Origin of the sequence: Pantoea eucrina (genome assembly GCF_020079945.1) — a bacterium.
Taxonomy (GTDB): domain Bacteria; phylum Pseudomonadota; class Gammaproteobacteria; order Enterobacterales; family Enterobacteriaceae; genus Pantoea; species Pantoea eucrina.
Window position 1 is genome coordinate 160,804 of sequence record NZ_CP083450.1, and the last position, 25,530, is coordinate 186,333.

23 protein-coding genes are annotated in these 25,530 nt (G+C 56.5%); 10 read left to right on the forward strand and 13 right to left on the reverse strand.

The annotated features are described in order from the left end of the window. Position 1: 1 nt before the first annotated feature. The gene (locus LAC65_RS17270) at positions 2–2,032 is read right to left on the reverse strand and encodes a choline transporter (RefSeq protein WP_040113536.1); all 2,031 of its coding nucleotides are present in this window, start codon (positions 2,030–2,032) and stop codon (positions 2–4) included. Positions 2,033–2,281: 249 nt separating this feature from the next. On the opposite strand from LAC65_RS17270, the gene betI reads away from it, so the two are divergent. From betI to betA, 3 genes are read left to right on the forward strand one after another with little or no spacing between them, the layout of a single operon-like run. Continuing rightward, positions 2,282–2,878 carry a transcriptional regulator BetI gene (gene betI / locus LAC65_RS17275; RefSeq protein ID WP_040113539.1) on the forward strand — a complete coding sequence of 199 codons (597 nt, stop codon included), beginning with the start codon at positions 2,282–2,284 and terminating at the stop codon, positions 2,876–2,878. Positions 2,879–2,891: 13 nt separating this feature from the next. Further along, positions 2,892–4,364, forward strand: coding sequence for a betaine-aldehyde dehydrogenase (betB, locus tag LAC65_RS17280; protein ID WP_040113541.1), 1,473 nt, complete (start codon positions 2,892–2,894; stop codon positions 4,362–4,364). A 24-nt stretch (positions 4,365–4,388) separates the two neighbouring features. After that, a complete protein-coding gene (gene betA / locus LAC65_RS17285) occupies positions 4,389–6,068 on the forward strand; it encodes a choline dehydrogenase (protein WP_040113543.1) in 1,680 nt (559 codons plus the stop codon). 140 nt (positions 6,069–6,208) lie between these two features. Here betA and LAC65_RS17290 read toward each other — a convergent pair whose 3' ends face one another. Beyond that, the gene (locus LAC65_RS17290; protein ID WP_040113544.1) at positions 6,209–7,135 is read right to left on the reverse strand and encodes a LysR family transcriptional regulator; all 927 of its coding nucleotides are present in this window, start codon (positions 7,133–7,135) and stop codon (positions 6,209–6,211) included. Between the two features lie 98 nt (positions 7,136–7,233). On the opposite strand from LAC65_RS17290, the gene aptA reads away from it, so the two are divergent. Further along, on the forward strand, positions 7,234–8,565 hold the full coding sequence (gene aptA, locus LAC65_RS17295; protein WP_040113546.1) for an omega-aminotransferase AptA: 1,332 nt from the start codon (positions 7,234–7,236) through the stop codon (positions 8,563–8,565). A gap of 4 nt (positions 8,566–8,569) precedes the next feature. Here the strand turns inward: aptA and LAC65_RS17300 are convergent, their stop codons facing one another. The 8 genes from LAC65_RS17300 to LAC65_RS17335 form a co-directional block, all read right to left on the reverse strand. Then, positions 8,570–9,436 carry a DMT family transporter gene (locus LAC65_RS17300; RefSeq protein WP_040113890.1) on the reverse strand — a complete coding sequence of 289 codons (867 nt, stop codon included), beginning with the start codon at positions 9,434–9,436 and terminating at the stop codon, positions 8,570–8,572. A gap of 31 nt (positions 9,437–9,467) precedes the next feature. After that, a complete protein-coding gene (leuE, locus tag LAC65_RS17305) occupies positions 9,468–10,106 on the reverse strand; it encodes a leucine efflux protein LeuE (protein ID WP_040113891.1) in 639 nt (212 codons plus the stop codon). A 223-nt stretch (positions 10,107–10,329) separates the two neighbouring features. Continuing rightward, complete coding sequence (locus LAC65_RS17310) at positions 10,330–11,727, reverse strand: purine-cytosine permease family protein (RefSeq protein ID WP_040113548.1); 1,398 nt, start codon at positions 11,725–11,727, stop codon at positions 10,330–10,332. A gap of 183 nt (positions 11,728–11,910) precedes the next feature. After that, positions 11,911–13,377, reverse strand: coding sequence for an aldehyde dehydrogenase (locus tag LAC65_RS17315; RefSeq protein WP_040113550.1), 1,467 nt, complete (start codon positions 13,375–13,377; stop codon positions 11,911–11,913). 12 nt (positions 13,378–13,389) lie between these two features. Further along, positions 13,390–14,427, reverse strand: a complete 1,038-nt coding sequence (locus LAC65_RS17320) for an LLM class flavin-dependent oxidoreductase (protein WP_040113552.1) — start codon at positions 14,425–14,427, stop codon at positions 13,390–13,392. Beyond that, entirely contained in the window at positions 14,424–15,365 is a 942-nt protein-coding gene (locus LAC65_RS17325; RefSeq protein ID WP_040113554.1) for a flavin reductase family protein, read from the reverse strand. Before LAC65_RS17325 ends, LAC65_RS17320 begins: the two co-directional genes overlap by 4 nt. 3 nt (positions 15,366–15,368) lie before the next feature. Continuing rightward, the gene (locus LAC65_RS17330; RefSeq protein ID WP_040113556.1) at positions 15,369–16,196 is read right to left on the reverse strand and encodes an alpha/beta fold hydrolase; all 828 of its coding nucleotides are present in this window, start codon (positions 16,194–16,196) and stop codon (positions 15,369–15,371) included. Next, the gene (locus LAC65_RS17335) at positions 16,168–16,770 is read right to left on the reverse strand and encodes an amino acid synthesis family protein (protein ID WP_040113559.1); all 603 of its coding nucleotides are present in this window, start codon (positions 16,768–16,770) and stop codon (positions 16,168–16,170) included. Before LAC65_RS17335 ends, LAC65_RS17330 begins: the two co-directional genes overlap by 29 nt. 533 nt (positions 16,771–17,303) lie before the next feature. On the opposite strand from LAC65_RS17335, the gene LAC65_RS17340 reads away from it, so the two are divergent. Further along, on the forward strand, positions 17,304–17,981 hold the full coding sequence (locus tag LAC65_RS17340) for a GntR family transcriptional regulator (RefSeq protein ID WP_040113561.1): 678 nt from the start codon (positions 17,304–17,306) through the stop codon (positions 17,979–17,981). 2 nt (positions 17,982–17,983) lie between these two features. Continuing rightward, the gene (locus LAC65_RS17345) at positions 17,984–18,271 is read left to right on the forward strand and encodes a DUF1330 domain-containing protein (protein WP_040113562.1); all 288 of its coding nucleotides are present in this window, start codon (positions 17,984–17,986) and stop codon (positions 18,269–18,271) included. A 178-nt stretch (positions 18,272–18,449) separates the two neighbouring features. On the opposite strand, the gene LAC65_RS17350 is transcribed toward LAC65_RS17345, so the two are convergent. Further along, positions 18,450–19,646: an FAD-dependent oxidoreductase gene (locus LAC65_RS17350; RefSeq protein WP_040113564.1), complete on the reverse strand. Its 1,197-nt coding sequence runs from the start codon at positions 19,644–19,646 to the stop codon at positions 18,450–18,452. Positions 19,647–19,863: 217 nt separating this feature from the next. Here LAC65_RS17350 and LAC65_RS17355 point away from each other — a divergent pair, with 217 nt between their 5' ends. Beyond that, complete coding sequence (locus LAC65_RS17355) at positions 19,864–22,191, forward strand: FdhF/YdeP family oxidoreductase (RefSeq protein WP_040113566.1); 2,328 nt, start codon at positions 19,864–19,866, stop codon at positions 22,189–22,191. Positions 22,192–22,235: 44 nt separating this feature from the next. On the opposite strand, the gene LAC65_RS17360 is transcribed toward LAC65_RS17355, so the two are convergent. Next, positions 22,236–23,072: a substrate-binding domain-containing protein gene (locus LAC65_RS17360; RefSeq protein WP_040113568.1), complete on the reverse strand. Its 837-nt coding sequence runs from the start codon at positions 23,070–23,072 to the stop codon at positions 22,236–22,238. A 206-nt stretch (positions 23,073–23,278) separates the two neighbouring features. On the opposite strand from LAC65_RS17360, the gene LAC65_RS17365 reads away from it, so the two are divergent. From LAC65_RS17365 to LAC65_RS17375, 3 genes are all read left to right on the forward strand, one after another. Beyond that, positions 23,279–23,968, forward strand: a complete 690-nt coding sequence (locus LAC65_RS17365) for a RipA family octameric membrane protein (protein ID WP_040113570.1) — start codon at positions 23,279–23,281, stop codon at positions 23,966–23,968. A 111-nt stretch (positions 23,969–24,079) separates the two neighbouring features. Then, on the forward strand, positions 24,080–24,607 hold the full coding sequence (blc, locus tag LAC65_RS17370) for an outer membrane lipoprotein Blc (RefSeq protein ID WP_040113572.1): 528 nt from the start codon (positions 24,080–24,082) through the stop codon (positions 24,605–24,607). A 90-nt stretch (positions 24,608–24,697) separates the two neighbouring features. Next, a complete protein-coding gene (locus LAC65_RS17375; RefSeq protein WP_040113574.1) occupies positions 24,698–24,976 on the forward strand; it encodes a VF530 family protein in 279 nt (92 codons plus the stop codon). A 42-nt stretch (positions 24,977–25,018) separates the two neighbouring features. On the opposite strand, the gene LAC65_RS17380 is transcribed toward LAC65_RS17375, so the two are convergent. Beyond that, a complete protein-coding gene (locus LAC65_RS17380; protein WP_040113892.1) occupies positions 25,019–25,231 on the reverse strand; it encodes a hypothetical protein in 213 nt (70 codons plus the stop codon). Positions 25,232–25,530 lie beyond the last annotated feature (299 nt).

Sequence of the window (25,530 nt, forward strand, 5' to 3'; positions counted from 1 at the left end):
GTTACATCTCGGGGAAGGTCAGATTACTGCCCGGTGCTTCACGATGCAGATGGATAAAGTTCAGGTGACGCTCATAGTGATCGAGAATATCGATAATCACCTGCTCCTTGTTGTAGTCCATCAAATCGTTGCCCTGGCTTCCTTCCAGTAAAAAGGTCTCCAGCCGGTAGTAGTGCGATTTACCGCTGCGGGCGCGGTAGGTAAAGCCGGGAATTGAATATTGCTGTGGCCAGACCTGATACATAAAGCTCTGCTCTTCACCCAGATCAACGCGCAGCTCAAGGTGCCCCAGCGCCTGCCCCTCTTCAGCCGGCATTTTCTCCAGCATTACGTGCGCCCCGCGCAGCTCCAGCTCTTTCGCCACATCTTCCATCGCCGGATAGATAACCGTTTCCATCATCCGCTGCGTGTAGCGCGTACCCGGATAGTTCATCAGGCGTGACAGCCGCTTCTTCCAGCTCAGGCGATCGCTGCTTGAGGGAATATAGGGCGCGGTTTCACGCACGGCACTGGCGCGGCGATGATCTTCTACCTTCAGCGATTTCCACAGGCCGGCCATCACAAAGAAGATCACAAAGCTAAACGGCAGCCCCATGATGACCGTGGTGTTCTGCAGTGCAGAAATCCCGTTGGTCATCAGCATGCCCATGGTCAGCACCCCAATCGCAATTGACCAGAAGATGCGCAGCCAGTTAGGCGCATCGCTGTTGATATCCTTGAGCTTTGAAGTGAAATTGCCCAGTACCAGTGAACCGGAATCCGCTGAGGTAACGTAGAACAGCATCCCGGTAATGGTGGCAACGGACGCGCTGAGTTTAAACGCCGGATATTGCGCCAGCAGACTGTAGAAACCGCGTTCGGCATGCGCCATCACTTCCTGCGCAAAGCCGGCATCGCCGTGAATAATTTCATACAGCGAGGCGTTACCGAATACAGAGAGCCACAGCAGCGTAAACGTAAAGGGAATGATCAGCGTGCCGAGCACAAACTGGCGAATGGTGCGGCCGCGTGAGATACGCGCCAGAAACAGGCCAACAAACGGCGACCAGGCGACCCACCATGCCCAGAAAAACAGCGTCCAGCTGTTCATCCACTGGGTCGGACGATCGAACGCAAAGGTATTCAGCGTCATCCCCATAAAGCGGTTGATATAGTCGCCAACGTTCAGCACCAGCGCGTTCAGCAGGAAGTCCGTTTTGCCCATAAACAGCACAAACAGGATCAAGCCGAGCGCCAGCGCCACGTTCAGCTCAGACAGGATCCGGATACCTTTGTCGACGCCCGATGTGACGGAGATCGTCGCAATGATCACCGACAGGACAATCAGCGCCATCTGCGCGGTCAGTCCTTCAGGGACGTCAAACAGCACCTTCAGGCCATAGTTCAGCTGCACTACCCCGATACCCAGCGTGGTAGCGATACCAAAAATGGTGCCGACTACCGCAGCGATATCCACGGTATGGCCAATCGGTCCATTGATGCGTTTACCAAAGATCGGATAGAGCGCTGAGCGAATGGTGAGCGGCAGATTATAGCGGTAGCTGAAGTAACCGAGCGCGATCCCCATCAATGCGTACATTGACCAGCCGGTCAGCCCGTAGTGAAACAGCGTCCAGACCATCGCCTGACGCGCCGCTTCCATGGTTTGTCCGGCCCCCTCCGGCGGCTGCATATATTGCGACACCGGCTCTGCAACGGAGAAAAACATCAAATCGATTCCGATACCGGCGGCAAACAGCATCGCCGACCAGCTCAGCAGGCTGAACTCCGGTTTGGATTGCTCCGGCCCGAGCTTAATCGCGCCATAGCGCGAGCAGGCCATATAGACCACAAAAACGATATAGAGCGTGGCGGCCAGCATGTAATACCAGCCAAACGTGGTTGAGACCCAGTTTACCGCTGTCTGGATCCAGGCGCCCGCAAGGTCGCTATAGAGAATGGTGACAAGTGAAAATGTCAGAATCAGTCCGGCCGAGGTGAAGAACACCACGGGATTAATTCTGTCCTTTTCACTGGCAGGTGGATTAATCATCGATAACCTCTGGTTAATTTCCTGTAACTACTCAATAAATTGATGCGATCAGTGTGGCTGATCTTGTTGTTGTACTCCCTGCTTTACCTCCGTTAGTTGGGCACGGTGATAAATCGCTACCAAGCGTAGCTCACCGTTTGGCTTTTGTAACAAACGAAGCACACCATCCTAACAACTTTCTTTTTTATATTGAACGTGCAATCAAAAAAAGTTTTAATAGGGGTCTCGATTTGAGGTGGAGCGGTAGTGATGCCAAAGGTAGGAATGCAGCCGATACGTCGCCGGCAACTGATTGATGCGACGCTTGATACCATCAACGACGTAGGGATTAACTACGCCACCATCGCGCAAATTGCCCGACGGGCTGGCGTCTCTACCGGCATCATCAGTCACTATTTCAAAGATAAAAATGGCCTGCTCGAAGCCACCATGCGTGATGTCACGCGCCAGCTGCGCGAAGCCGTTTCCATGCGGCTTAAACCGCTGGCAGACGCCAGCACCGAAGCGCGCCTGCTGGCCATTGTGGAAGGTAACTTTGATGATACCCAGCTGCACAGTGCCGCCATGAAAGCGTGGCTCGACTTCTGGGCAAGCAGCATGCATCAGCCGCAGCTGGGCCGGTTAGAGCGGGTCAGCAGTCGCCGCCTGTTCTCCAGCCTGGCTGCAGAGTTTCGCCGGGAAATGCCGCGCGAGCAGGCCCGACTGGCAGCTTACGGTTTGGCTTCTATGATTGATGGCTTGTGGCTGCGTGCCGCATTGAGTGGCAAGCCCTTTGATTTAGCGATTGCCAGAACGCTTACCACCCAATTTATTCGTCAGCAACTGGCTGACTCACCGAATCACTGAGGAAGGAGAAACCATGTCCCGATTCACCGAACAGCACCTCTACATTGATGGCAAATTTGTCCCCTCTGCAGCAGGTAACACCTTCCAGAGTATCAACCCTGCTAATGGCGATGTGCTGGCAGAAGTCCATGAAGCTGAGCGTGCGGATGTCGATCGCGCCGTTGAAGCCGCGAAAAAAGGCCAGAAAATCTGGGCTGCGATGACGGCGATGGAGCGCTCGCGCATCTTACGGCGTGCGGTGGAGATCCTGCGTGAACGTAATGACGAACTGGCGGAACTCGAAACGCTGGACACCGGTAAACCGTTCAGCGAAACCCAGGCGGTAGATATTGTCACCGGTGCTGATGTACTGGAGTACTATGCCGGGCTGATCCCTTCACTGGAAGGCCAGCAGATCCCGCTGCGCGACACCTCTTTTGTCTATACCCGCCGCGAACCGCTCGGCGTGGTGGCCGGGATCGGCGCGTGGAACTATCCCATCCAGATTGCGCTGTGGAAATCGGCACCGGCACTGGCTGCGGGTAACGCCATGATTTTCAAACCCAGTGAAGTCACTCCGCTGACCGCGCTGAAGCTGGCTGAGATCTACACCGCGGCCGGCGTGCCGGATGGTGTTTTCAACGTGCTGAACGGACGCGGTGCGGTGACCGGTCAGCTGCTGACCGATCATCCTGGTATCGACAAAGTTTCCTTCACCGGCGGCGTGGCCAGCGGTAAGAAAGTGATGGCAAACGCTGCCGGCTCGACACTGAAAGATGTCACGATGGAGCTGGGCGGTAAATCTCCGCTGATTATCTTTGATGATGCCGATCTCGACCTCGCTGCTGACATCGCCATGATGGCAAACTTCTACAGCTCCGGTCAGGTCTGCACCAACGGCACCCGCGTCTTTATTCCTACAGCGGTAAAAGCGGAATTCGAGGCCAAAATCAGCGAACGCGTGGCGCGTATCAAAGCGGGCGACCTCGCCGATCCGGCCACGAACTTTGGTCCGCTGGTGAGCTTTGCCCATCGCGACAACGTAATGCGCTATATCGAATCGGGCATCAGCGAAGGGGCTACGTTGCTGTGCGGCGGTAAGCGCATGAGCGGCGCTGAATTTGATCAGGGCGCGTGGGTTGAACCAACCGTCTTTACCGACTGCCGCGACGAAATGACCATCGTACAGGAAGAGATTTTTGGCCCGGTAATGTCCATTCTCACCTATGAGAGCGAAGAAGAGGTCGTGCGTCGCGCTAATGCCACCGAATATGGTCTGGCCGCGGGCGTGGTCACGCAGGATCTTAACCGCGCGCACCGCGTTATTCACCAGATTGAAGCCGGTATTTGCTGGATCAACACCTGGGGTGAATCCGCCGCTGAAATGCCGGTAGGCGGCTATAAGCACTCCGGCATCGGCCGTGAAAACGGCGTGATGACGCTGCAGAATTACACCCAGGTTAAATCGGTGCAGATCGAAATGACCCGTTTTCAGTCAGTATTTTAATTGAGCTTACCTGAGGAGCGACTAATGGAATTTGATTACGTCATTATCGGAGCCGGATCCGCAGGAAACGTACTGGCTACCCGTCTGACCGAAGATAGCAATGTCAACGTACTGCTGCTGGAGGCGGGTGGTCCCGATTACCGCTTTGACTTCCGCACTCAGATGCCTGCGGCCCTGGCTTACCCGCTGCAGGGTAAGCGCTACAACTGGGCGTATGAGACCGAGCCGGAACCTTATATGAATAACCGCCGCATGGAGTGCGGGCGCGGTAAAGGGCTGGGTGGCTCTTCGCTGATCAACGGCATGTGCTATATCCGCGGCAATGCGATGGATCTCGACAACTGGGCCAAAGCGCCCGGTCTTGAGCAGTGGAGCTATCTCGACTGCCTGCCCTACTATCGCAAGTCAGAAACGCGTGATATCGGCGCAAATGACTATCACGGCGGCGAAGGTCCGGTCAGCATCACCACCTGTAAGCCGGATAACAACGTCCTGTTTGCGGCAATGATTGAAGCAGGCGTGCAGGCGGGTTATCCGCGCACCGACGATCTGAACGGCTATCAGCAGGAAGGCTTTGGCCCGATGGATCGCTTTGTTACGCCAAAAGGCCGCCGTTCCAGCACGGCACGCGGCTATCTTGATACCGCGAAGAAACGTCCGAACCTGAAGATCATTACCCATGCGACCACCGATCGCATTCTGTTTGACGGCAAGCGCGCGACCGGCGTTGAATACCTTGAGGGCGGCAGTAACACCCCGAAAACGGTCTATGCGCGACGTGAAGTACTGCTGTGCGCTGGCGCCATCGCCTCGCCGCAGATCCTGCAGCGTTCAGGCGTCGGTCCGGCAGAGCTGTTGCAGCAGTTTGATATTCCGGTCGTGCACGACCTGCCCGGCGTGGGTGAGAATCTGCAGGACCACCTGGAGATGTATCTGCAGTATGAGTGCAAAGAGCCGGTCTCTCTTTATCCGGCGCTGAAGTGGTGGAACCAGCCGAAAATCGGCGCCGAATGGCTGTTCAACGGTACCGGCGTCGGCGCCAGCAACCAGTTTGAAGGCGGCGGCTTTATTCGCAGCCGGGAAGAGTTCGACTGGCCTAACATCCAGTATCACTTCCTGCCGGTTGCCATTAACTACAACGGCTCTAACGCGGTTGAAGCGCACGGCTTCCAGTGCCATGTTGGCTCTATGCGTTCGCCAAGCCGGGGTCACGTGCGGATCAAATCACGCGATCCGCGCCGCCATCCGGCCATTCTGTTCAACTACATGTCGCATGAACAGGACTGGCATGAGTTCCGCGATGCGATTCGCATTACGCGTCAAATCATCAACCAGCCGGCGCTGGATAAATATCGCGGTCGCGAAATCAGTCCGGGAATCGACTGCCAGACCGATGAGCAGCTGGATGAGTTTGTGCGTAACCACGGTGAAACCGCTTACCACCCTTGCGGCACCTGTAAAATGGGCAGCGATGAGATGACCGTGGTCGATGGTGAAGGTCGCGTGCATGGCCTGCAGGGGCTGCGCGTGGTCGATGCCTCCATCATGCCGCTGATCATCACCGGCAACCTGAATGCGACAACCATTATGATTGGCGAGAAGATTGCGGATAACATTCGCGGTCGCGATCCGCTGCCACGCAGCACTGCCGACTACTATGTTGCCGGCGAGCGCCCGGTGCGCGGTGAGCCTGTACGGGCATAACCTCTCTGCAAGGCAGCGCAATGCTGCCCTGCTTCATACCGTCTTATCCTCGCTGTGAAACATGCCACGACGAATGCCCGATCGGACCAGCCGACACTGAAGCTGAACGAGTTAGTTGATCAACTAATAGTATGTTGTAATTATGATAGTGTGGCAGCTTCATTTTCCGCGCCTGCTGCTGCCAGAAAATGCTGCAGAATGGCATTCCGGCGCTCTCCCTGCCGGGTCACAATCGCGATTTGGCTGCCGAAGCGCAGCCGCGAAGGCGCAATTGCACGCATCTGCTGCAGCTCACACCAGCGTGCCGCATAGTGATCGGGCAGAAAGCCGATATAGCGTCCGGTTAAGATCAGAAAAGCGATACCTTCCCGGTCAGAGGCTGTGGCCGTACAGTTAAGTGACCGATGCAGGGCAGCGGCTTCCGCGCTCAGACGGTAGCCAGGCGCTATCGCTTCATAGCGATGCAGCACCGCTGGATCCGCCTCATGCGCCTGGCTGAAAAGCGGGTGCGTACTGCTGCAGTAAAGACAGGAGATCTCTTCATAGAGCGGCGTATAGACCAGGCCCGACACCGGCGCGGTATAGGGCAGCGCGCCCACGTGCAGACGTCCGTCAAGCAAACCCTGCTCAATATCAGCGGCCGTAAGCATACTGATATTAATGCGGACTTCCGCACCCTTTTCGCGTAACGCTTCCAGCGCCTGCGTAATCTGCATACGCGGCTGCGTCACCAGATTATTGATAATGCCGATATTAAGTTCACCGCGCAGCTGTTTATGCATCTGATTTATTTGCTGGCGAAAATCCTCAACCGCCGCCATCAGGCTGGCGCTGTGGCGCAGGATCTCGCGCCCCTCATCCGTCAGGGCAAATCCCGCCCTTCCGCGCTGACAGAGCCGCATCCCGAGACGCTTCTCCAGATCGCTCATATGCAGGCTGATCGCCGAACGGGTAATGCCCAGCCTGCTCTCGGCAGCCGTAAAGCTGCCGCATTCGCTAACGACTTTAAACAGCCGCAGCAGACGCAGATCGAAATCGGTAACCTGCGCCAGGGTTTTAGGTTTCATTCAGGTGAGTTTTCCGCTGACTAAACTTAAGTTAATTAGCATTTAACTTAACCGATGCCTGATTGCAAACTCTGGCTATACACTCTGGAGAACCCGCCATGTCCGAACGCATAGATACCGCTTCCCTGAACCTGCAGTCGCACTGGATGCCCTCCAGCGCCAATCGTAATTTCCAGCGCGATCCGCGCTTTATCGTGGCAGCGGAGGGACGCTGGCTTACCGATGATCAAGGGCGACACATTTATGACAGTCTGTCAGGGCTGTGGACCTGTGGCGCTGGCCACACGCGCAGTGAGATCCAGCAGGCGGTAAGCCGGCAGCTCGGCGTGCTTGATTACTCCCCCGGCTTTCAGTATGGCCATCCGCTCTCGTTTCAGCTGGCAGAACGTATCACGCAGTACATGCCGGGCGATCTCAACCATATCTTTTTCACCGGCTCCGGTTCTGAAGCGGCAGACACCGCGGTAAAAATGGCGCGCGGCTACTGGCGCGCCAAAGGCCAGCCGGCTAAAACCAAACTGATCGGTCGCGCCCGCGGTTATCACGGTGTGAACATCGCCGGCACCAGCCTCGGCGGCATTGGCGGCAACCGCAAAATGTTTGGTCAGTTTATGGATGTGGATCACCTGCCGCATACGCTGCAAAGCGACCTCGCCTTCACGCCGGGTCAGGCTGAAACCGGCGGCGAGGCGCTGGCCAATGAGATGCTGAAACTGATTGAGCTGCACGATGCGTCAAACATCGCCGCGCTGATTGTTGAGCCGCTTTCCGGCTCCGCCGGAGCCATCATTCCGCCACGGGGTTATCTGCAGCGCCTGCGTGAGATCTGCACGCAGCACAACATCCTGCTGATTTTTGATGAGGTGATCACCGGCTTTGGCCGCATGGGACGCTGGACCGGCGCAGAGTACTTTGGCGTGACGCCGGATCTGCTTAACTTTGCCAAGCAGATCACCAACGGCGCCATCCCGCTGGGGGGCGTGGCCGCCAGCAGCGAAATCTATCACGCCTATATGTCACAGCCGCTGCCAGAGCATGCGGTGGAGTTTGCGCATGGCTATACCTATTCCGCCCATCCGGTCGCCTGCGCAGCGGCTATCGCCACGCTTGACCTGCTGGAAAAGGAGTCGCTGATAGCGCAGTCGGCTGAGCTGGCACCGCTGTTTGAACAGCAGCTCCACGCGCTGCGCGGTTGTCCGCACGTGGTGGATATTCGCAACTGCGGGCTGGTCGGGGCGATTCAGCTGGCGCCGCGTGAAGGTGATGCCACGCTGCGCCCTTTTGAAGCGGGCATGCTGTTATGGAAGGCGGGATTCTATGTTCGCTTTGGCGGCGACACGCTGCAGTTTGGTCCGATGTTTTCTGCTCAGCCTGACGAACTTGACAGGCTGTTTAATGCGGTAAGCGATGCGCTGTATCGCCTTGCTTAAGCGATTACGCCAGCGCTTTCGCCTGCTGCAGACGGTAATAGAGCAGCGACAGTAATATCAGCAGGCAGCCGAGCATCTGCCGGGCCGACATCGCTTCGCCATACCAGAGGGCCGCCGCCAGCACCGTCAGCAGCGGTTCCAGGATCATGATCAGTGCGGCATTTGCCGCGCTGGTCATGCTCTGTCCTTTCAGCTGCAGCCAGAAGCGCAGACTGGTCGCCAGCAGCGCGCTGGCCGCCAGCCAGCTCCAGGAAGCCAGCGTGATCTCCTGCGGCCAGTTTACAGAGAACAGCGACAGCACGCCCGCCACCGCACCGGTGCAGGCGAGCTGTACCGTGGCCAGCGGACAGACAGGAACCGTCGCGGCAAAGCGGGTGGTGAAACAGAAGTAGACCGCCTGAACCAGCGCGGCGCCGAGGAACAGGAGCTGGCTCAGTTCAAAATGGAGATCCTGCCTGAGCGTCAGCAGCGCCAGCCCCGCGATGCCCACCGGCAGGGAGAGCCAGAACGCACGCGCCGGCCGGCTGCGCAGAATAACCCAGGCAAAAAGCGGCACAAACAGCATTGAGAGGCTCATAATAAAAGCCCCCTCACCCAGCGAGCGCGTGGTGGCGACGGCATAAATCCACAGCAGCATATAAGCAGACTGCAGCAGCCCGCTCATCAGAACCGGCCTGATATTCCGCAGCGTATGGCGCAGCTCGGCGGCACGGCACAGCAGCAGCAGTACCGCGCTGGCGGAGAGAAAGCGCAGCGCAACAAAGGCCAGCGCGGGCATACCAGCTATCGCTTCGCGTGAGCAGATCCAGCCAAATGCCGCGATGAGCGTGGTGCTCACCAGCAGGGCATCCGCCTGACGTTGTCTGGCTATCATTTATCTCTCCGCACGTGCGTAGTTGCCATCAGCTCTGGGCGCTCACCAGCCGGACGGCAAAACCAAAGAACAGCATACCGGTCAGCATGTTGGCAAATTTAACCAGCCGCGTGCGGCTGCGCAGGAAGCGGACCATCACCGCGCCCGCCACCAGCAGCACGGAGTAGTAGCTGAAGCTGATAAGCTGGATCAGCGCACCCAGCGTGGCGAACGCCGGCGCGGTATGAGTGACTTTGGGGTCGATAAACTGAATAAAGAAAGAGACGTAGAACAGGATAGCTTTAGGGTTAGTCACCCCCAGCAGTACCGCACGCAGAAAGTAGTTTTCTGCTTTGACCGGCTCAGCAGGCTGCGCATCCGCGCGCTGGCGCAGTGCGCCCATGATGATTTTGATACCCAGATAAAGTAAAAACATCGCGCCCAGATAGCGCACCATCATAAAAATGTGCGGGCTGGTGCGGATCAGCGTAGCAACCCCCGCCCAGGCAAGAAAAATCAGGATCAGATCGCCTGCCATGACGCCCGCAATCGCTTTAGACGCAGCTTTCATGCCGCGGCCCATGCCGGTGCGTAAAACATAGAGGCTGTTCGGGCCGGGTAACAGAATAATCACCAGCGCACCTGCCAGAAACGTCCATAAATCGATAATGCCTAAATCTTGCAACATCAGTGCCATAGCTCCATTCGCCGCGCGTTATTCGCACGGCGTAATCATAATATTTATACCGGGTTAACCAGACGACAGCGCGCCGCTGCCGCGCGCTATGTTAGCAGGTATCCCGCATAAATCGCACCTCTGTTGCGTGCGGTTGCCGTGCATGAGAAGGTCGCAGACAGCAGCACGTTCGTTGCTAAAGCGGGAAGCAGACCGGGGCATCCCTGCCCGGTTATTACACTTTGCTTTCAGGCAGTACGGTCAATACCGGCTGATGCCTGCGATGAAACAGCGGATAGGCGATGCTGGTTACAACCAGACTGATAATCCATGAGATATCCACGCCCGGGATCAGTTTTGCATAGGGACCGGAGAAAAACGCATTTTCGATGAAAGGAACCTGCACCAGGATCCCGGCAAAATAGACCAGCAGCGCCTGTGTATTAAGCCGCCCATAGCGTCCTCCGTCCGCCTGAAATATGGCTGCCACGTCGTAGTGCTGTTTATTGACGTAGTAGAAGTCGAGCAGGTTGATCACAATCCACGGGATCAGTACGGCGATCAGCGCCAGAATCAGGTTGATAAAAAATGCGACAAAGTTCTGCGACGCCGCCAGCGCAATCAAAATGCTGCCTGTCAATACCAGAGCGGACACCACCAGCCGCACCGCCGCCCCCGGCGTCCAGTGCGGACGGAAGGTCTGCACGGCCGTTATCAGCGATAACACCGCCCCGTACAGGTTCATGGAGTTATGACAGATGATATTCACCAGAAACAGGATGATCAGCAGCGGTCCCAGCCAGCCGGTGGCATGACGCACCGCCATCATGGCGTCATCCGCCGGAGCAATACTGACGGCCATCATGCCAAAGACAAACGCCAGGATAGTTCCGCCGCAGGCGCCGAGGTAAGTCGCCCAGAAAGGACGGGCGATCCCCACATCCGCAGGCAGATAGCGCGAATAATCTGAGGTATAAGGTGAAAAGCTGATTTGCCACACCGCACCAATGCAAAAGGTCCCGAACCAGCCTGCCGCGCTCAGCGATCCGCGCTGCCAGAAGTCTGCCGGTAGTGGCTGCGATAGCATCAGCGTCAGTCCCAGCAGCAGGGCCGCGCCCATGATCCATGCGCCAATTTTATTGATCCGGTGAATAAAGCGGTAACCTATCACGCCGATCGCTGTTGCCAGCACGGCGCCTAAAATCGTTGCGCTCGCCACCGGCAGCGCCGGAATGACATTGTTAATTACCCGGCCCGAAAGCGAGATATTGGAGATAAAGAACCCCAGATAGATCACGGTAGTAAAACTGATTACCAGCAGCGAACCATAGCGCCCGAACTGCGCGCGGCTCTGTACCATCTGCGGAATGCCGGTTTTCGGCCCCTGCGCTGAGGTCAGCGCAAGAAAGATGCCACCAAAGAGATGGCCGGCGATAATCGCAGAGAGCGCGGAAATTACATTAAGGTGAAACGTTTCGGTTGCGATCGCCCCGCTGACCACCGCCAGCGGAGCAATATTGGTACAGAACCAGAGCGTGAACAGGCTGTGCGATTTGCCGTGCCGCTCAGACACCGGCACATAATCCACCGACTTGTTCTCGATAAACGGCCCCTGACGTGATGATTTTTCCACCTTACCCTCCAGTTGAGATGCAGAATTATTATGTGTTGCAGATACATCACTGGCGTTGTCATGCCATAGCCATCCCGACGATGTGCGTCTCGTCTTCTCGCAGGAGAAACTGCTGGCGGTAAGACTCCTGATACTTAGCGATCCGGCGGGCGAGGATGTGAATGGCCAGCGCCGGAAAGGGAATTAACGCATGATAAATGGGTCGTCGATGGGCTCATCGCTGGTGCGCAGCCATACCGTTTTGGTTGTGGTGTACTCCAGCGCGGCGTCAGTGCCGCCCTCGCGCCCGAATCCTGATTTGCCATAGCCCCCAAAGGGTGCCAGCGGTGAGACCGCCCGATAGGTGTTCAGCCAGACCACACCGCTGCGCAGCTGGCGCGTGATGCGATGCGCGCGCGTCAGATTTTGCGTAAAGACGCCGGCGGCAAGACCATATTCGGTGCCGTTAGCCAGCCGCAGCGCGTCCGCTTCCCCGCTGAAAGTCAGCACCGAAAGCACCGGACCAAACAGCTCCTGCACGACACTCTCTGCTGCCGGTACGCTGCTGCAATCAAGAATAGTAGGCGGATAATAGAAGCCAGGCTTGTGAACAGGCTCATGCCCGATAATCAGCTTAGCGCCCTGCTCCAGCGTGCGGCTGACGACCTGTTCAATGTTCTGTTTCTGGCGCAGCGTGCAGAGCGGGCCAAACTGCGTTTCAGGCTGCTGCGGACAGCCGATCACAATGCTGCGCACTTTACTCACCAGCCTCTCAATAAACGCCTCTTTAATACTGGCTTCTACCAGCAGGCGCGAGCCTGCAACGCAGCTCTGACCCGAGGCTGAGAAGATCGCAGCCACCTGAGCGTTCGCCGCACTCTCCAGATCGGCATCGGCAAAAACAATAAACGGTGACTTGCCCCCCAGCTCCAGTGAGGTGCTGGCGAGATTCTCCGCGCTGCCGCGTATAATATGGCGTGCGGTTTCTGCGCCGCCGGTAAAAGCGATATGATCGATAAGCGGGTGTGCGGTGAGCCGTGCACCGCACTGCTCAGCAAAGCCGGTGATGACGTTAATCACGCCGGGCGGAAAACCCGCTTCATCAATCAGTTCTGCCAGCGCCAGAAGGGGAGCCGGAGCAACCTCTGCTGCCTTCACTACCAGCGTACAGCCAGCGGCGATCGCCGGGCCGATTTTAACCGCTGACAGAAACAGCTGGCTGTTCCAGGGGATGATTGCCGCCACCACGCCCACCGGCTCACGTCTGACCCACGTTTCCATATCGGGCTTATCGATACTTAACGTGGCCCCCTCCATTTTGTCGGCCATGCCCGCGTAATAGCGGTAATACTCCGCCACATAGGCGATCTGCGCCTGCGTCTCGCGAATAATTTTGCCGGTATCCAGCGTTTCAATGCGTGCCAGCCGCGCCGCATCCCGCTCAATCAGATCGGCCAGCCGCAGCAGCAGTTTACCGCGCGCGCTGGCGGTAAGCGCGCGCCATGCCTCTGACGTAAACGCGCGGGCAGCCGCCTCCACCGCGCGGTCAGTCTCCTGCTGTTCTGCGCCGGCGATGGTTGCCCAGGGCTCTGCGGTCGCCGGATTCAGGGATGTGAACGAGGCTGCGCCGGTTACAAACTGCCCGTCAATATAGAGTTTAAACGCGTCCATCTCTCTCTCCGCTTAGTGGAATTCCGGAACGACCTGCTCAATAAAGCGCATCAGCGAAGCTTTTTTGCGCTCAAAGGTCATACCGCTGTCGAGCCATAGCGCATATTCGTCATAGCCCAGTGCTTCATAGTTTTTCAGCCGGGCGATCACTTCGTCCGCCGTACCGATAGCCAGGTTCTGGCGCATTTTTTCCGCGCTGTAATAGGTGTTAGCGGCAATCTCTTCATCACTGAGTGGCGCAATAAGCCCCTGCGTCACCGGACGCTCGTTTTTAAACCAGGCGCCAAAGTAGTGGTAGAAGCGGTTCAGCTCCTGCGCTGCCTGCTGTGCATCCGCTTCATCCGCCGCCACGAAACCGTGCTGCAGCAGCATAATTTTTAGCGGCTGCTCCGGAGCGTATTCCCGGCACGCCTCTTTAAACGTGGTAATCAGGCGCACAATCTCCTCGTCTCCCTGATGCAGCGGCGTGCACTGCACGTTACAACCCTGCTTAACGGCAAACTCATGGCTGTTGGGATCGCGGGCAGCCACCCAGATGGGGGGATGCGGCTGCTGTTTGGGTAACGGCGAGGACGTAGTGGACGGGAACTGCCAGAACTCGCCCTGATGAGCATAATCACCGCGCCAGAGCGCTTTTACTGCCGGCACCAGCTCCCGCATGCGCTGACCGGCTCCCCAGGCATCAAGGCCCGGCAGCAGACGCTCATACTCAAACGCATAGGCGCCGCGCGCAATACCCAGCTCCAGCCGTCCGTTAGTGATGATATCGGTCATTGCCGCCTCACCGGCAAGGCGAATCGGATGGGTAAACGGCGCAATAATGGTGCCGGTACCGAGGCGCACATGTCGGGTGCGGTGCGCAATATCCACCAGATTGATGAAAGGGTTCGGTGCAATGGTGAAGTTCATACCGTGATGCTCACCGGTCCAGATCGCATGCAGCCCGCCGCGATCGGCGATTTCGCACAGCGTCATCATCTCTTCGTAGAGCTTATCCTGTGCATCATCAGCCGAAACGCGCTCCATATGCAGAAACAGAGAAAGCTTCATACCACCTCCTGATGGGCTGGCACAGAGAACTGGCGCACCGAACCTTGCGCTTCATCGCCGTAATAGAGGCCATAATTACCCGCCGCATATTCACGCATGTAGCGTCCCAGCAGCGCCTGCAGCGCACCGTTAGCCACCGGTACTGCAGCCAGATCCTGCAGATCGCGCCACTCTCCCTGGTCAACTGCGGGTAGCGTACCGCCGGTGGGCTGAGCGCATAAAAAGACAATATGCTGCTGCTTTTTCTGCCGATCCTCCCACATGGAGTAGATAAAGCCCGGACTGGCGGCAATCTGCAGCGTGCTGAATACCTGCGTCAGCGTTTCATCGACGCTGCGGCCGCGCATGGTTTGTGCCGGTAGCTCATACCCCTCTGACTGCCTGACCAGCAGCACCTTACCGGCGGACTCGATAAGCGCACTGACCACAACATCCGGCCCGCTAATCAGCGACTCTGCCTGCTGATAAGGGGTAAAATAGGCGCCGCGATAGTAGCCCAGACCCGCCGTGCCGCTGGAAGCGAACTGCAGCACGTTACCAATCAGAATTGCGTGGTCGCCCGCGTCAATCACCTGATGCAGCGAACACTCAAACCAGGCCGAACTCTCATCAATCAGCGGCGTGCCCTGCTCTCCGCGATGCCAGCTGACGCGCGCAAACCGGTCGGCAATTTTCTGCGCAAACACGTTTGACGTCTCTTTCTGCTGTTCTGCCAGAATATTGACGGCAAAATGGCGGCACTGCGTAAAATGTTCAAAGTTAGCCGAACGTTTGTCGATGCTGACCAGCAGCAGCGCCGGGTCGAGTGATACCGATGAAAAAGAGTTTGCGGTGAAACCAATCGGCTCACCTTTAGCATCCCGGGTCGTGACCACGGTTACGCCCGTCATAAAGGCGCCAAAGGCGTCGCGCAACTCTCTGCGTTTATCTGCGTCCATAAGTTACTCCTGAATAGGCTCTTGTGACGTGACGGGGGCTGCAACCGGCTCAAGGAAAGAGAGCATCTCTTGCGTGACCCGTTCAGCATCGGTCAGATTCAACATGTGTCTGGCGTTATCGATAACCACCGCCTCACCGTAAGGTGCTGCGCCGGCCATCTGGCGTGTCATTTCCGGACTGGAGTTGGCATCCAGTTCGCCCGTCATGACCAGCACCGGACAGCGCATCTCTGCCCAGCGATCGGCATACAGCGAGTCGCCTTCAGCAAACGCCTGATAGGCGCGCGCATAGCCTGCCGGGCTGACCTGCTGCAGCCACTCGCCGACTTTGTGACGCAGCGGCTGCTCCTCCGGGGTGGCGCTGAACCAGCGCTCCAGTGGCGCATCCAGCTGGACATCACCGCTTGCCAGCTCGTGAGCGCGCTGCAGGACCGCAGCGCGGGCCGCAGCTGAGCGCCTGAATACGCCGCTCATGACGATGGCGCATCTGACAGAGTGCGGATAATCAATTGCCAGTCCGGCGGTGATCAGGGCACCCATTGAGTGCCCGGCAACCGCAAAACGCTGCTCTGGCTGAGTGGCGAGAAAGGCTGCCAGCCAGGAAACGTAGTCGGTCAGCGTCGCGTGATGCCCGAAGCCTGTGCTGTCGCCATGCCCGGGCATATCCACTGCGATAACCCGGAAATGGCGACTCAGCACCGCTATCTGGGGAAACCAGGCTTCCGCATTCATGCCCACGCCGTGAATCAGCACCAGCGGAGTGCCGGCTCCCGCTTCGAGATAGCTGACCTGTGCTGACGCCTCAGACAGCGGCTGGATTTTTCTGATCATGGCCAAGCTCTTTAAGATCAAGATAACGGTTACCGATGCGATGATGCGGGCGGCCGCCCAGCGCAGCGCCCAGCGCAATCACGATCTCGTCGCTGAACGGGGCATCATTGATGGTGAACTGCATGGTCAGATAATGTTCGCGCGAGCCCTCATCTTCTGTTCCCATCATCGGGACGAGAATCGGGGTGTTGGCCGGGCCGCGCGTATTGTTGAATGCCAGATAGGTTTTGCCCTGCACCGCAGAACGGTAGTGATTACCAAAATGCAGCGTATGAATCAGCGCTGAGGCGTGCTCCAGCTCGCCGTTCAGTCCGGTAACGGCACATTTGCCATAGGCGACCACACGATCGCCGCCCCCCGCTTCTTTAACGATTAATCCGGTCAGCAATTCGCCTAATACCGGCGCCATCTCACGGATTTCTGGTGCCAGATCTTCAACAAAGCCTCTGCCAGCCCACGGATTTTTGACCACGGCTGCAGCGGCAATCATCACCAGCGGCGTGCCCGCCGCTTTGCCGCCATCGGTATACACGGTTTCAGTGGTGACGACGGTTTTACGAATATCCGGATGCATGTAAACCCCTTTCAAGTTAACGGTTTGTTAATTGCTACTGATGAAAGGGGTATAGCATCGCCACTTTTGGGATGTCAAAACATGGTATACCATCATACAGTCATACCTTAATTGCCTGCTTTTTATGCGCCAGGATGCGCCAGACGCGGTCCTGGGCCATTTTTAGCGGGCTGCCAGTGCAGGTTTTAGCGGGTAGAAAATCAGCTATCGGAGTGTGACTGGCATCATAAAAGTGATGCAGGCCAGCGCAGCGGAAAAAAATCATGTGATTGATAAATATGCATTATTTTTAAAGCCCGCGCGGGAAAAGGGAATACTTCAGCGATAAGTGATAAAAATGTGAGCAATAACAAATTCCGGGTATGGCGGCGTTAGACGAAATCACAGCGCCGCTGAGGGCTTTATGACCTCAGACTCTGTTGCAGCCACGTCCGCGACGTTGCGTTAACTGCCGGAACAGTGCTAATAGTAAAAAAGAGCGCGCGCAGGGGGCTTCGCGCAACGGTTCTTAACGCGGGACAATAGGGAAGATCATGATTGCGATTCACTCCTTAAGGATTGAAAACACGCCGGTGACACTGCGGGAACTGGCGCTGGTCAAAGTAAGACAGGCAATCATCTCAGGCTATTTTAAAGCGGGCGATCGTCTGGTTGAACGCTCATTGTGTGATGAGCTGGGCGTCAGTCGTACCGTGGTGCGGGAAGTGATCCGTTATCTTGAAGCGGAAGGACTGATCGAAAACCTGCCTAAAAAAGGGCCTATTGTGGCGCGGCTCACCTGGGAGATTGCGCAGCAGATCTACAGCATACGTCAGCTGCTTGAATCTGCAGCTGCAGAAGATTGCGCCCGCAAAGCCACAACGGAAGATAAGCAGAAGCTGCACACCCGGCTGATGCGAATTGCCAGAGCATCTGAACATCATGACGATATTGAACGGGTTGAAGCGTCTCAGGCGTTTTATGAAACGCTGTTTTCGATTGCGGAGCATCATATCGCCTGGGAAATCGTGCAGCGGCTCAACAGCCGTATCAGCCGGCTGCGCGCCATGACGCTGCGCAGCCCTGAACGCCAGGTTGCCGGATTTGAACGTATGTCGCGTATCTGTGCAGCAGTTGAAGCCAGCGATCCGCAGCAGGCCAGAGAAGCGGTGATACAGCATCTGACGGAAGCTGCGCAGCTGGCAAAAACGATTCTGACAACGGAGGAGTAACCATGACCGCTTACTGGATAGCACACGTGACGGTGCATGATGCTGAGCGCTATCAGCGTTACCGGGATCTTGCACCGGCGGCCTTTAATAAATATCAGGCAACATTTCTCGCGCGGAGCGAGCAGGCGCTGACGCTGGAAGGCGAGAGCTATGGCCGGCATGTGTTAATCGCGTTTCCCGATTATCAGACGGCCGTGGCGTGTTACCACTCACCCGAATATCAGCAGGCGCGTGCTGCGCGTGCTGATATTGCTGACGCAACGATTGTCATTACCGAAGGATTAGCCTGAACCGGCCCGGCTGCATAAATTACTTATCTGTTCAGCAAAATTAACTCATCGAACAAAATTCGTACGTTCGCTGAAACGTTGCTATTATAGTGACGCTAAACAGCAATGCGTTGCTGACGAGAAAGTTTACCGGTTATCGTTCGCCTGCCCGCCTCGCGGGCTTTTTTTTGTCTGAAATTCAGACTTTGCCGGTCAGACGCGGGCGTTCCGGGCGAAATCCCAGTCCGATAAGACGCCCAAACAGGTGACGCAGGAACGGGTAGCGGCTGATGAACTGCGGCACTTTTGACGGCGCGCTGCGCGTGCGTTTTTTACTGCTCATCTTTATCTGCAGAAACTGCGTGGCAACCGTCGGAAACTGACGCCGCCGCTGGACTTTCTGTAGCGTTTTCAGGCTCACCCTGCCCCTGAGCAGTGAAGGCGTGAGCAGATTAGCGGTGGCCACCGCATCCTGGATAGCCAGATTCACCCCTACGCCACCGATGGGCGACATCGCATGCGCCGCATCTCCGATGCAAAGTACCCCTGCCCGGCACCAGCTGTCGAGCCGATCGATCCGGATCGACAGCAGGCGGAACATTTCCCAGTGCGTCAGCACCTGAAGCCGCGCTTCGCTAAAGGGGGCCACCTCAGCAAGCCGCGTAATAAATGCAGCGACATCGCCCGTTTTGAGCCGCTCAAACTCACCTTTTTCGATGGTATAGCCGCACTGCCAGTAGTCACCGCGATCGATCACAATAAAATTCTGCTTCGGTCCTTTATGGCCCATGCCGAGCGCCGGATCGTCGGGAAGCTTAGGGAGTGAAAACCACAGCACGTCACGCGGTGCGCCAAAACTCTGGCTGGTCAATCCGGCTTTAGCGCGTACCTGTGAGTGACGGCCATCAGCCCCGATCACAAGCGGTGCGTGAATAGTCTCTCCCTGTAACGTCGTCAGGCCGGTAACCCGGTCGCCCTCTCTGATAAAGTCAGCAAAGCCGGTCTCCTGCAGCAGCGTAAAATTGTCATACGCGCGGGCTTTGCGCGCCAGAAAATCAAGAAAATCCCACTGCGGCATAAAGGCGATAAAACGGCAGCGCATCGGCAGGCGGGAAAAGTCCGCCATGGTGATCTCTTCCCCACCTACTTCCGCCTGCAGCTTTTCAGCCCGCTGATGCGGCAGCGTTAACAGCTCATCCAGCAGACCAAGCTGGTGCATCACTTCCAGCGTTGAAGGATGAATAGTGTCACCGCGAAAATCACGCAAAAAGTCAGCATGTTTTTCAATCACAATCACATTTACGCCGGCACGCGCCAGCAGGTATCCCAGCATCAATCCGGCCGGACCGCCGCCTGCAATACAGCAGTCAGTATGGAGAGTTTTACCGTTGTGCATTCTGTCAGTTCCGCATCAATTTACTGATAATAATTATCATTTATATAGCATGTTATAGCAGTAAGGCGAGAATCCGATGCGCTTATATGCCCGTTTAGCAATCGCAGCGCTGCAATATTCTGTAAACATTAAAATAACCTGTTTTAAATAGTTTCCTTGCGGACCCGGCAGCTTATTCCAGGCTTATGAGATAATTTTTTACGCGAGATAAGCAGCCATGAAAGAGCAGAATCGGGATGTCGGCATTAAACCTTATGGCGGCTCAGCCGGCGGCTGGGGTGCACTGAAAGCGGTAGCAGATGCCATTCGCCGTCAGATGGCGGTGAAACAGGATGTGATTGCGTTATTTAAGGTCAATCAGCCGGAGGGATTTGACTGTCCGGGCTGCGCCTGGCCCGATCCGCGTCACGCCTCGTCGTTTGAGTTTTGTGAAAATGGTGCCAAAGCTGTCTCCTGGGAAGCGACCAGCAAACGCACCACGCCCGCCTTTTTCGCCGCGCACACCGTCAGCGAACTCTGGCAGCGCAGCGCGTTTGAACTGGAAGGTGAAGGCCGGCTCACGCATCCGATGAAATATGATGCCGTCAGCGATACTTATCAGCCCATTGAGTGGGAGACCGCGCTGCAGGAGATTGGCGCGCTGCTGCGCGGTTATGACGATCCCGATAGCGTGGAATTTTATACTTCCGGACGCGCTTCCAATGAAGCGGCCTTTCTCTGGCAGCTGTTTGCCCGCGAATATGGCACCAACAATTTTCCCGACTGCTCCAATATGTGCCATGAGCCCACCAGCGTAGGCCTGCCTGAATCCATCGGCGTCGGCAAAGGCACGGTAGAGCTGGAGGATTTCGATCACGCCGATCTGGTGATCTGTATTGGTCACAACCCTGGCACCAACCATCCGCGTATGCTGGGGACGCTGCGGGAGGTCTCTAAGCGTGGTGCAAAAATTGTGGCCATTAACCCGCTGCGCGAGCGCGGGCTGGAGCGTTTTACCTCTCCGCAAAGCCCGATTGAAATGCTCTCGATGGGGTCCACGCAGCTGGCCTCAACCTACTATAAAGTGCGCGTTGGCGGCGATGCGGCCATGCTCAAAGGGGTGATGAAAACGCTGCTGGCTATGCATGATAACGCGCTTGAAGCCGGCGAGCCGCCGGTTCTGGATGAGACGTTTATCCGTGAACATACTGAAGGCTTCGCGGCGCTGAAAGCGGATCTGGATGACACCAGCTGGGATCATATTCTGAAAGTCTCCGGCATGGATATCGCCGAAATCCAGAATATTGCCCACCTCTACGCCGCCGCGGAAAACACCATTATCTGCTACGGAATGGGCATCACCCAGCATCAGTACGGCACGCAAAATGTGCAGCAGATTGCGAACCTGCTACTGCTGCGCGGCAATATTGGCCGGCGCGGCGCAGGCATCTGCCCGCTGCGCGGACACTCCAACGTACAGGGCGATCGCACCGTGGGCATTACAGAGATCCCCTCGCAGACGCTGCTGGACAGTCTGCAGAAGGTCTTTGGCTTCACGCCCCCGCAGCAGCACGGGCACGGCGCGGTGGCGGCGATTCAGGCGATTCGTGACGGACGCTCAAAGGCGCTGCTTTGCCTGGGCGGCAACCTTGCTGAAGCGATCTCCGATCCGCAAATCACCTTTGAAGCGATGCGCAAGCTCGATCTGGTGGTGCATATGGCGACGAAGCTCAACCGCTCTCATCTGTTGATGGCTAAACATAGTTACCTGCTGCCTGTGCTGGGCCGCACGGAGCGGGATCGCCAGGCGTCGGGCGACCAGAGCGTCACCGTGGAAGATTCGATGTCGATGGTGCACGCCTCGCGCGGCACGCTGGAGCCTGCCTCGCCGCATCTAAAATCGGAACCGGCGCTGGTAGCAGGGCTGGCAAAAGCGACGCTGCCGGCTTCCCGCGTAAACTGGGATAAAATGGTCAGCGACTACAGTAACATTCGTGATGCGATTGAAGCCGTCTTCCCCGCTTTTGAGAACTTTAACCAGCGCGTAATGCAGCCTGGCGGTTTCCGCCTGTACAACGCGGCTTCTGAACGTGTCTGGCTGACGCCGTCGAAGCGCGCGCAGTTTAAAGTGATGCAGGGCATCAATGAGGATCCGCGCTCGCTACAGTGTCACGATCTGGTGCTGACTACGCTGCGTAGTCACGATCAATACAACACGACGCTTTACGGGCTGAACGATCGTTATCGCGGCATTACCGGCCGGCGCGACGTACTCTTTATTTCTGCCGATGAAGCGGAGAGCCGGCAGCTGCGCTCCGGCGATACGGTCAATATGACCGCGCTCGATCCGCAGGGCAACCGCACGCAGCGCCGTATGGAGAACCTGACCCTCGTGATTTATGACATGGCGCCCGGTTCGGTAGCCGCTTACTATCCGGAAGCGAATATCATGGTGCCGCTCGACAGCCACGATACGCAAAGCGGTATTCCCGCGTATAAAAGTATTCCGGTGGTGATTGAGCCTTCCGGTGCCGCGCAGGCTGACAGCAGCGGCGTGCTGCGTTAAGTGCAGGGCTCCGGATACCCATTCATGCTGTCCGGAGCCGCGCTTTAGTGGCGAATCGCGCAGCCACATTGCGACATTTCGCCCGGGATATATTTTCCCTGATGGGAATGCCGCACTTCCAGTGCACCCTGCTGCCAGACGCTGCTGTCAGCACGCTGCTCCAGTAACCGGTTCAGCGTTTCTGCGATCTGTAACTCGCTGCGCGGTGCCCAGCGGGTAAGATGCCAGGTGGATGTCGCCGCTTCGGGCACGCTGCCATACCCCGTTACCGCCACGTGCGCACCCTGACCAAAATCACGCACGGCCTGTAGCGCGCCAAACGCCAGCTCATCGCTGCTGCACACCAGCGCGTTAATACGTTCAGCGGCACGGGTTTTCTTCAGGTAGGTCATCATACTTTGATACGCCGCTTCGCGCCGCTCACTGCCGGCCGTCAGTAAGAGCTGTATCTCTCTCTCGTGCGTCTGCAAAGCGGCATTCACGCCTGCCAGCTGCTGGCTTATAGCCGGCGTTTCGCCGGCGTGCATAAAGCCTGTCCGCTGATGCCCCTGCGAAAGCAGCAGCAGGGCGAGCGCTTCGCCGGCGCTATAGCGATCGCTGGCCAGCGCATCAGCATGAAACTGCGCGACCGCAGGCAGGATCTCTGTGGCCAGAGTCTGCTCATCATCACAGACAGATGAGAGGAACAGCAGATGCGTAACGGGCAGCGCGGCGGCATTATGCAGCGCCTGCTGCAGCTCCTCGCGTGACTGCGCATGAATCAATAGGCTGACCATGCCGCGTTTGTTGAGCTGAGCGCTGAATACGCTGAGCTGACGCGCGGTTGCCGCATTTTCAGGCGCGCGACAGATCAGCGCGACAAGTGAAGAGGAAGCTGACATCAAAGAGGCTCCTGCCAGTCCAGGCTGGCCTGATGAATAAAACGGTGAGTATTCCACGTTACCCGAATAATGCGCTATCGCCAACAACCGGCGGTACGCTCTGATTAAGACCGGTGCACCGGACGGCTTTCAGCCGCGCCTTAACGATCACTTTGAGCCGGCAACTGTTACACTGTTGCCACTTATCTTCTGTTTGCGGAACCCTTATGCACGTGATTATCGATCCGGCCGATCGGCCTTTTATCCACCGACTGCTGGGCAGTGAACCTGACACCATCGACGCCAGCTCTGCTGAAGCGCAGCGCCTGCAGCAGGCTCTGGTTATCGCTCGTCAGCAGAAAAACCACGAAGCCGATCTCGACTGGAAACGTAACGCGCTCTATCTGGTGCTGTTTCTGTTTTTATATGGCGTACTCGGCGCGTCGTTAACCCTGGATCTCACCGGTCTGGCACAGGATTCGCTGCATAAAAGTATCGCTTATGCTCTGGCGGCAGTACCGGTGCTGATCGCTTTCTCAGGCCTGTTTATCTCACTGCTGTTTCTGTTTGTGACACGCGGCAGCGCGCGTCGTCTGCGCAGCTGGGACCAGGGCATCTGGGTACTTGAGAAATACACAGGGTGCAACCTCAGTATGCAGATCAACGAAATGGGCGCGCGCACGACCAATTATTCACAGTCCGCTATCAGCGTAGCGCTGGCGCTGTTTATCTGTGTCACCTGGGTAGTGATGTATAACTTCTTTACCTTTACCACCAGCGGCGTTATTGGCAGCGTTATCTCTCTGTTTATCACCACCATGACTTACGTCATGCTCGATATTCAGCTGCTGAAGTCCGGTAAGTCGATTGCCATTGATGAACCTCAGTTCCCGGCGGACGACGAGAAAACGCCATAGTCCTTGCAGGCAAAGGCGCGGGCGGAACGCATCTGCCCGCGCCCGCCACGCCTCGTCAATCCTTAACTATACTCAGCATGGGATTTTTACGATGTTGTGTAAGGAGAGACAATGAAGATTTGGCCTCTGGTTGCTGTCACCGCGCTTTCACTGACGCTGGTGGCCTGCAAATCGCCTACCCCGCCCAAAGGTGTTAAGCCGGTTACCGGTTTTGATGCACAGCGCTATCTGGGCAAGTGGTATGAAATTGCGCGTCTCGATCATCGCTTTGAGCGTGGTAAAGATCACGTGACCGCCACGTATAAAAAGCGCAGCGATGGCGGACTGGTTGTTATCAATCGCGGTTACGATCCGGAGAAGAAATCCTGGAGTGAAAGCGAGGGTAAAGCCTATTTCACCGGACGCTCTGACGTTGCGGCGCTGAAGGTTTCGTTCTTCGGGCCTTTTTACGGCGGCTACAACGTTATCGCGCTGGATGAAGATTATCAGTATGCGCTGGTCAGCGGCCCGAATCGCAGCTACTTGTGGATACTGTCGCGCCAGCCGCAGATCCCGGAGCAGGTCAAACGGGACTACGTTAATCTCGCCAGAGAGCTGGGCTTTGCCACCGATAAACTCATCTGGGTCGATCAATCCTGACAAACACGTTTCACCACGGGGTGGTTTGCGGTTACCGTATGTTTACGGTAACCTTGGCGCCCCTTTTTGCCCTGTGAGACGCAACCTGATATGCATTCAAATGACCCTCTGCACGGCGTAACGCTGGAAATGATAGTGACTGCGCTGGCAGAACATTACGGCTGGGCAGAACTGGCAAAAAAGATCAATATCAACTGCTTTAAAAGCGATCCCAGTATAAAGTCGAGCCTTAAATTTTTGCGACGTACACCCTGGGCGCGTACAGAAGTTGAAGCGCTCTATCGGGAGATGTTAACTGAACAGCCTGAGAAAGATCTTGCTGACGCCGGATTTAATCCGTGGACGCAGGGAAATAAAGAGAAGCACTGAGCGCGCTCAGGCAGGGCTAAATAGCGCCCTGCCCAATAAGTATTACTGCGTATTTTTATTCGCTTCTTTCTCTTTTTTATTCGCCATGTGATGACCTACTGCACATCCTGCTGCCGCACCGGCTACACCGTGATGCTTAAGATGCCCTGCCACACCGCCTACCGCAGCCCCTTTCAGACAGCCTTTAGCCTGAACCTGAGCAGTCGCTGATAACAGCACGCCGGCAGTTAATAAAGCAAACGCTATTTTACGCATATTCTTATCCCCGAAAATAAATGCAGATTGCATTCATGCTGAATATAGTAATGAAATTCCGGAATATCGAATGAATTACCTGAGTTGCGCCGCAATAATGTGTAACCAGAAATAAGTTACTAAAGGTTAAAATTCGCGTTGAAGCGTGTCATTGCTATGCGTTCTGCAGTCAGGGAATAAAATAGAATAAAAATGAGGCGAATAGATAGATCGGCCTGGCACAGTTAAACGTGCGCCTTACCTGACAAAGAGAGTGGATTATGCTTGCGAGTTTATCCACATTCCGCGTGAAAAGAGCA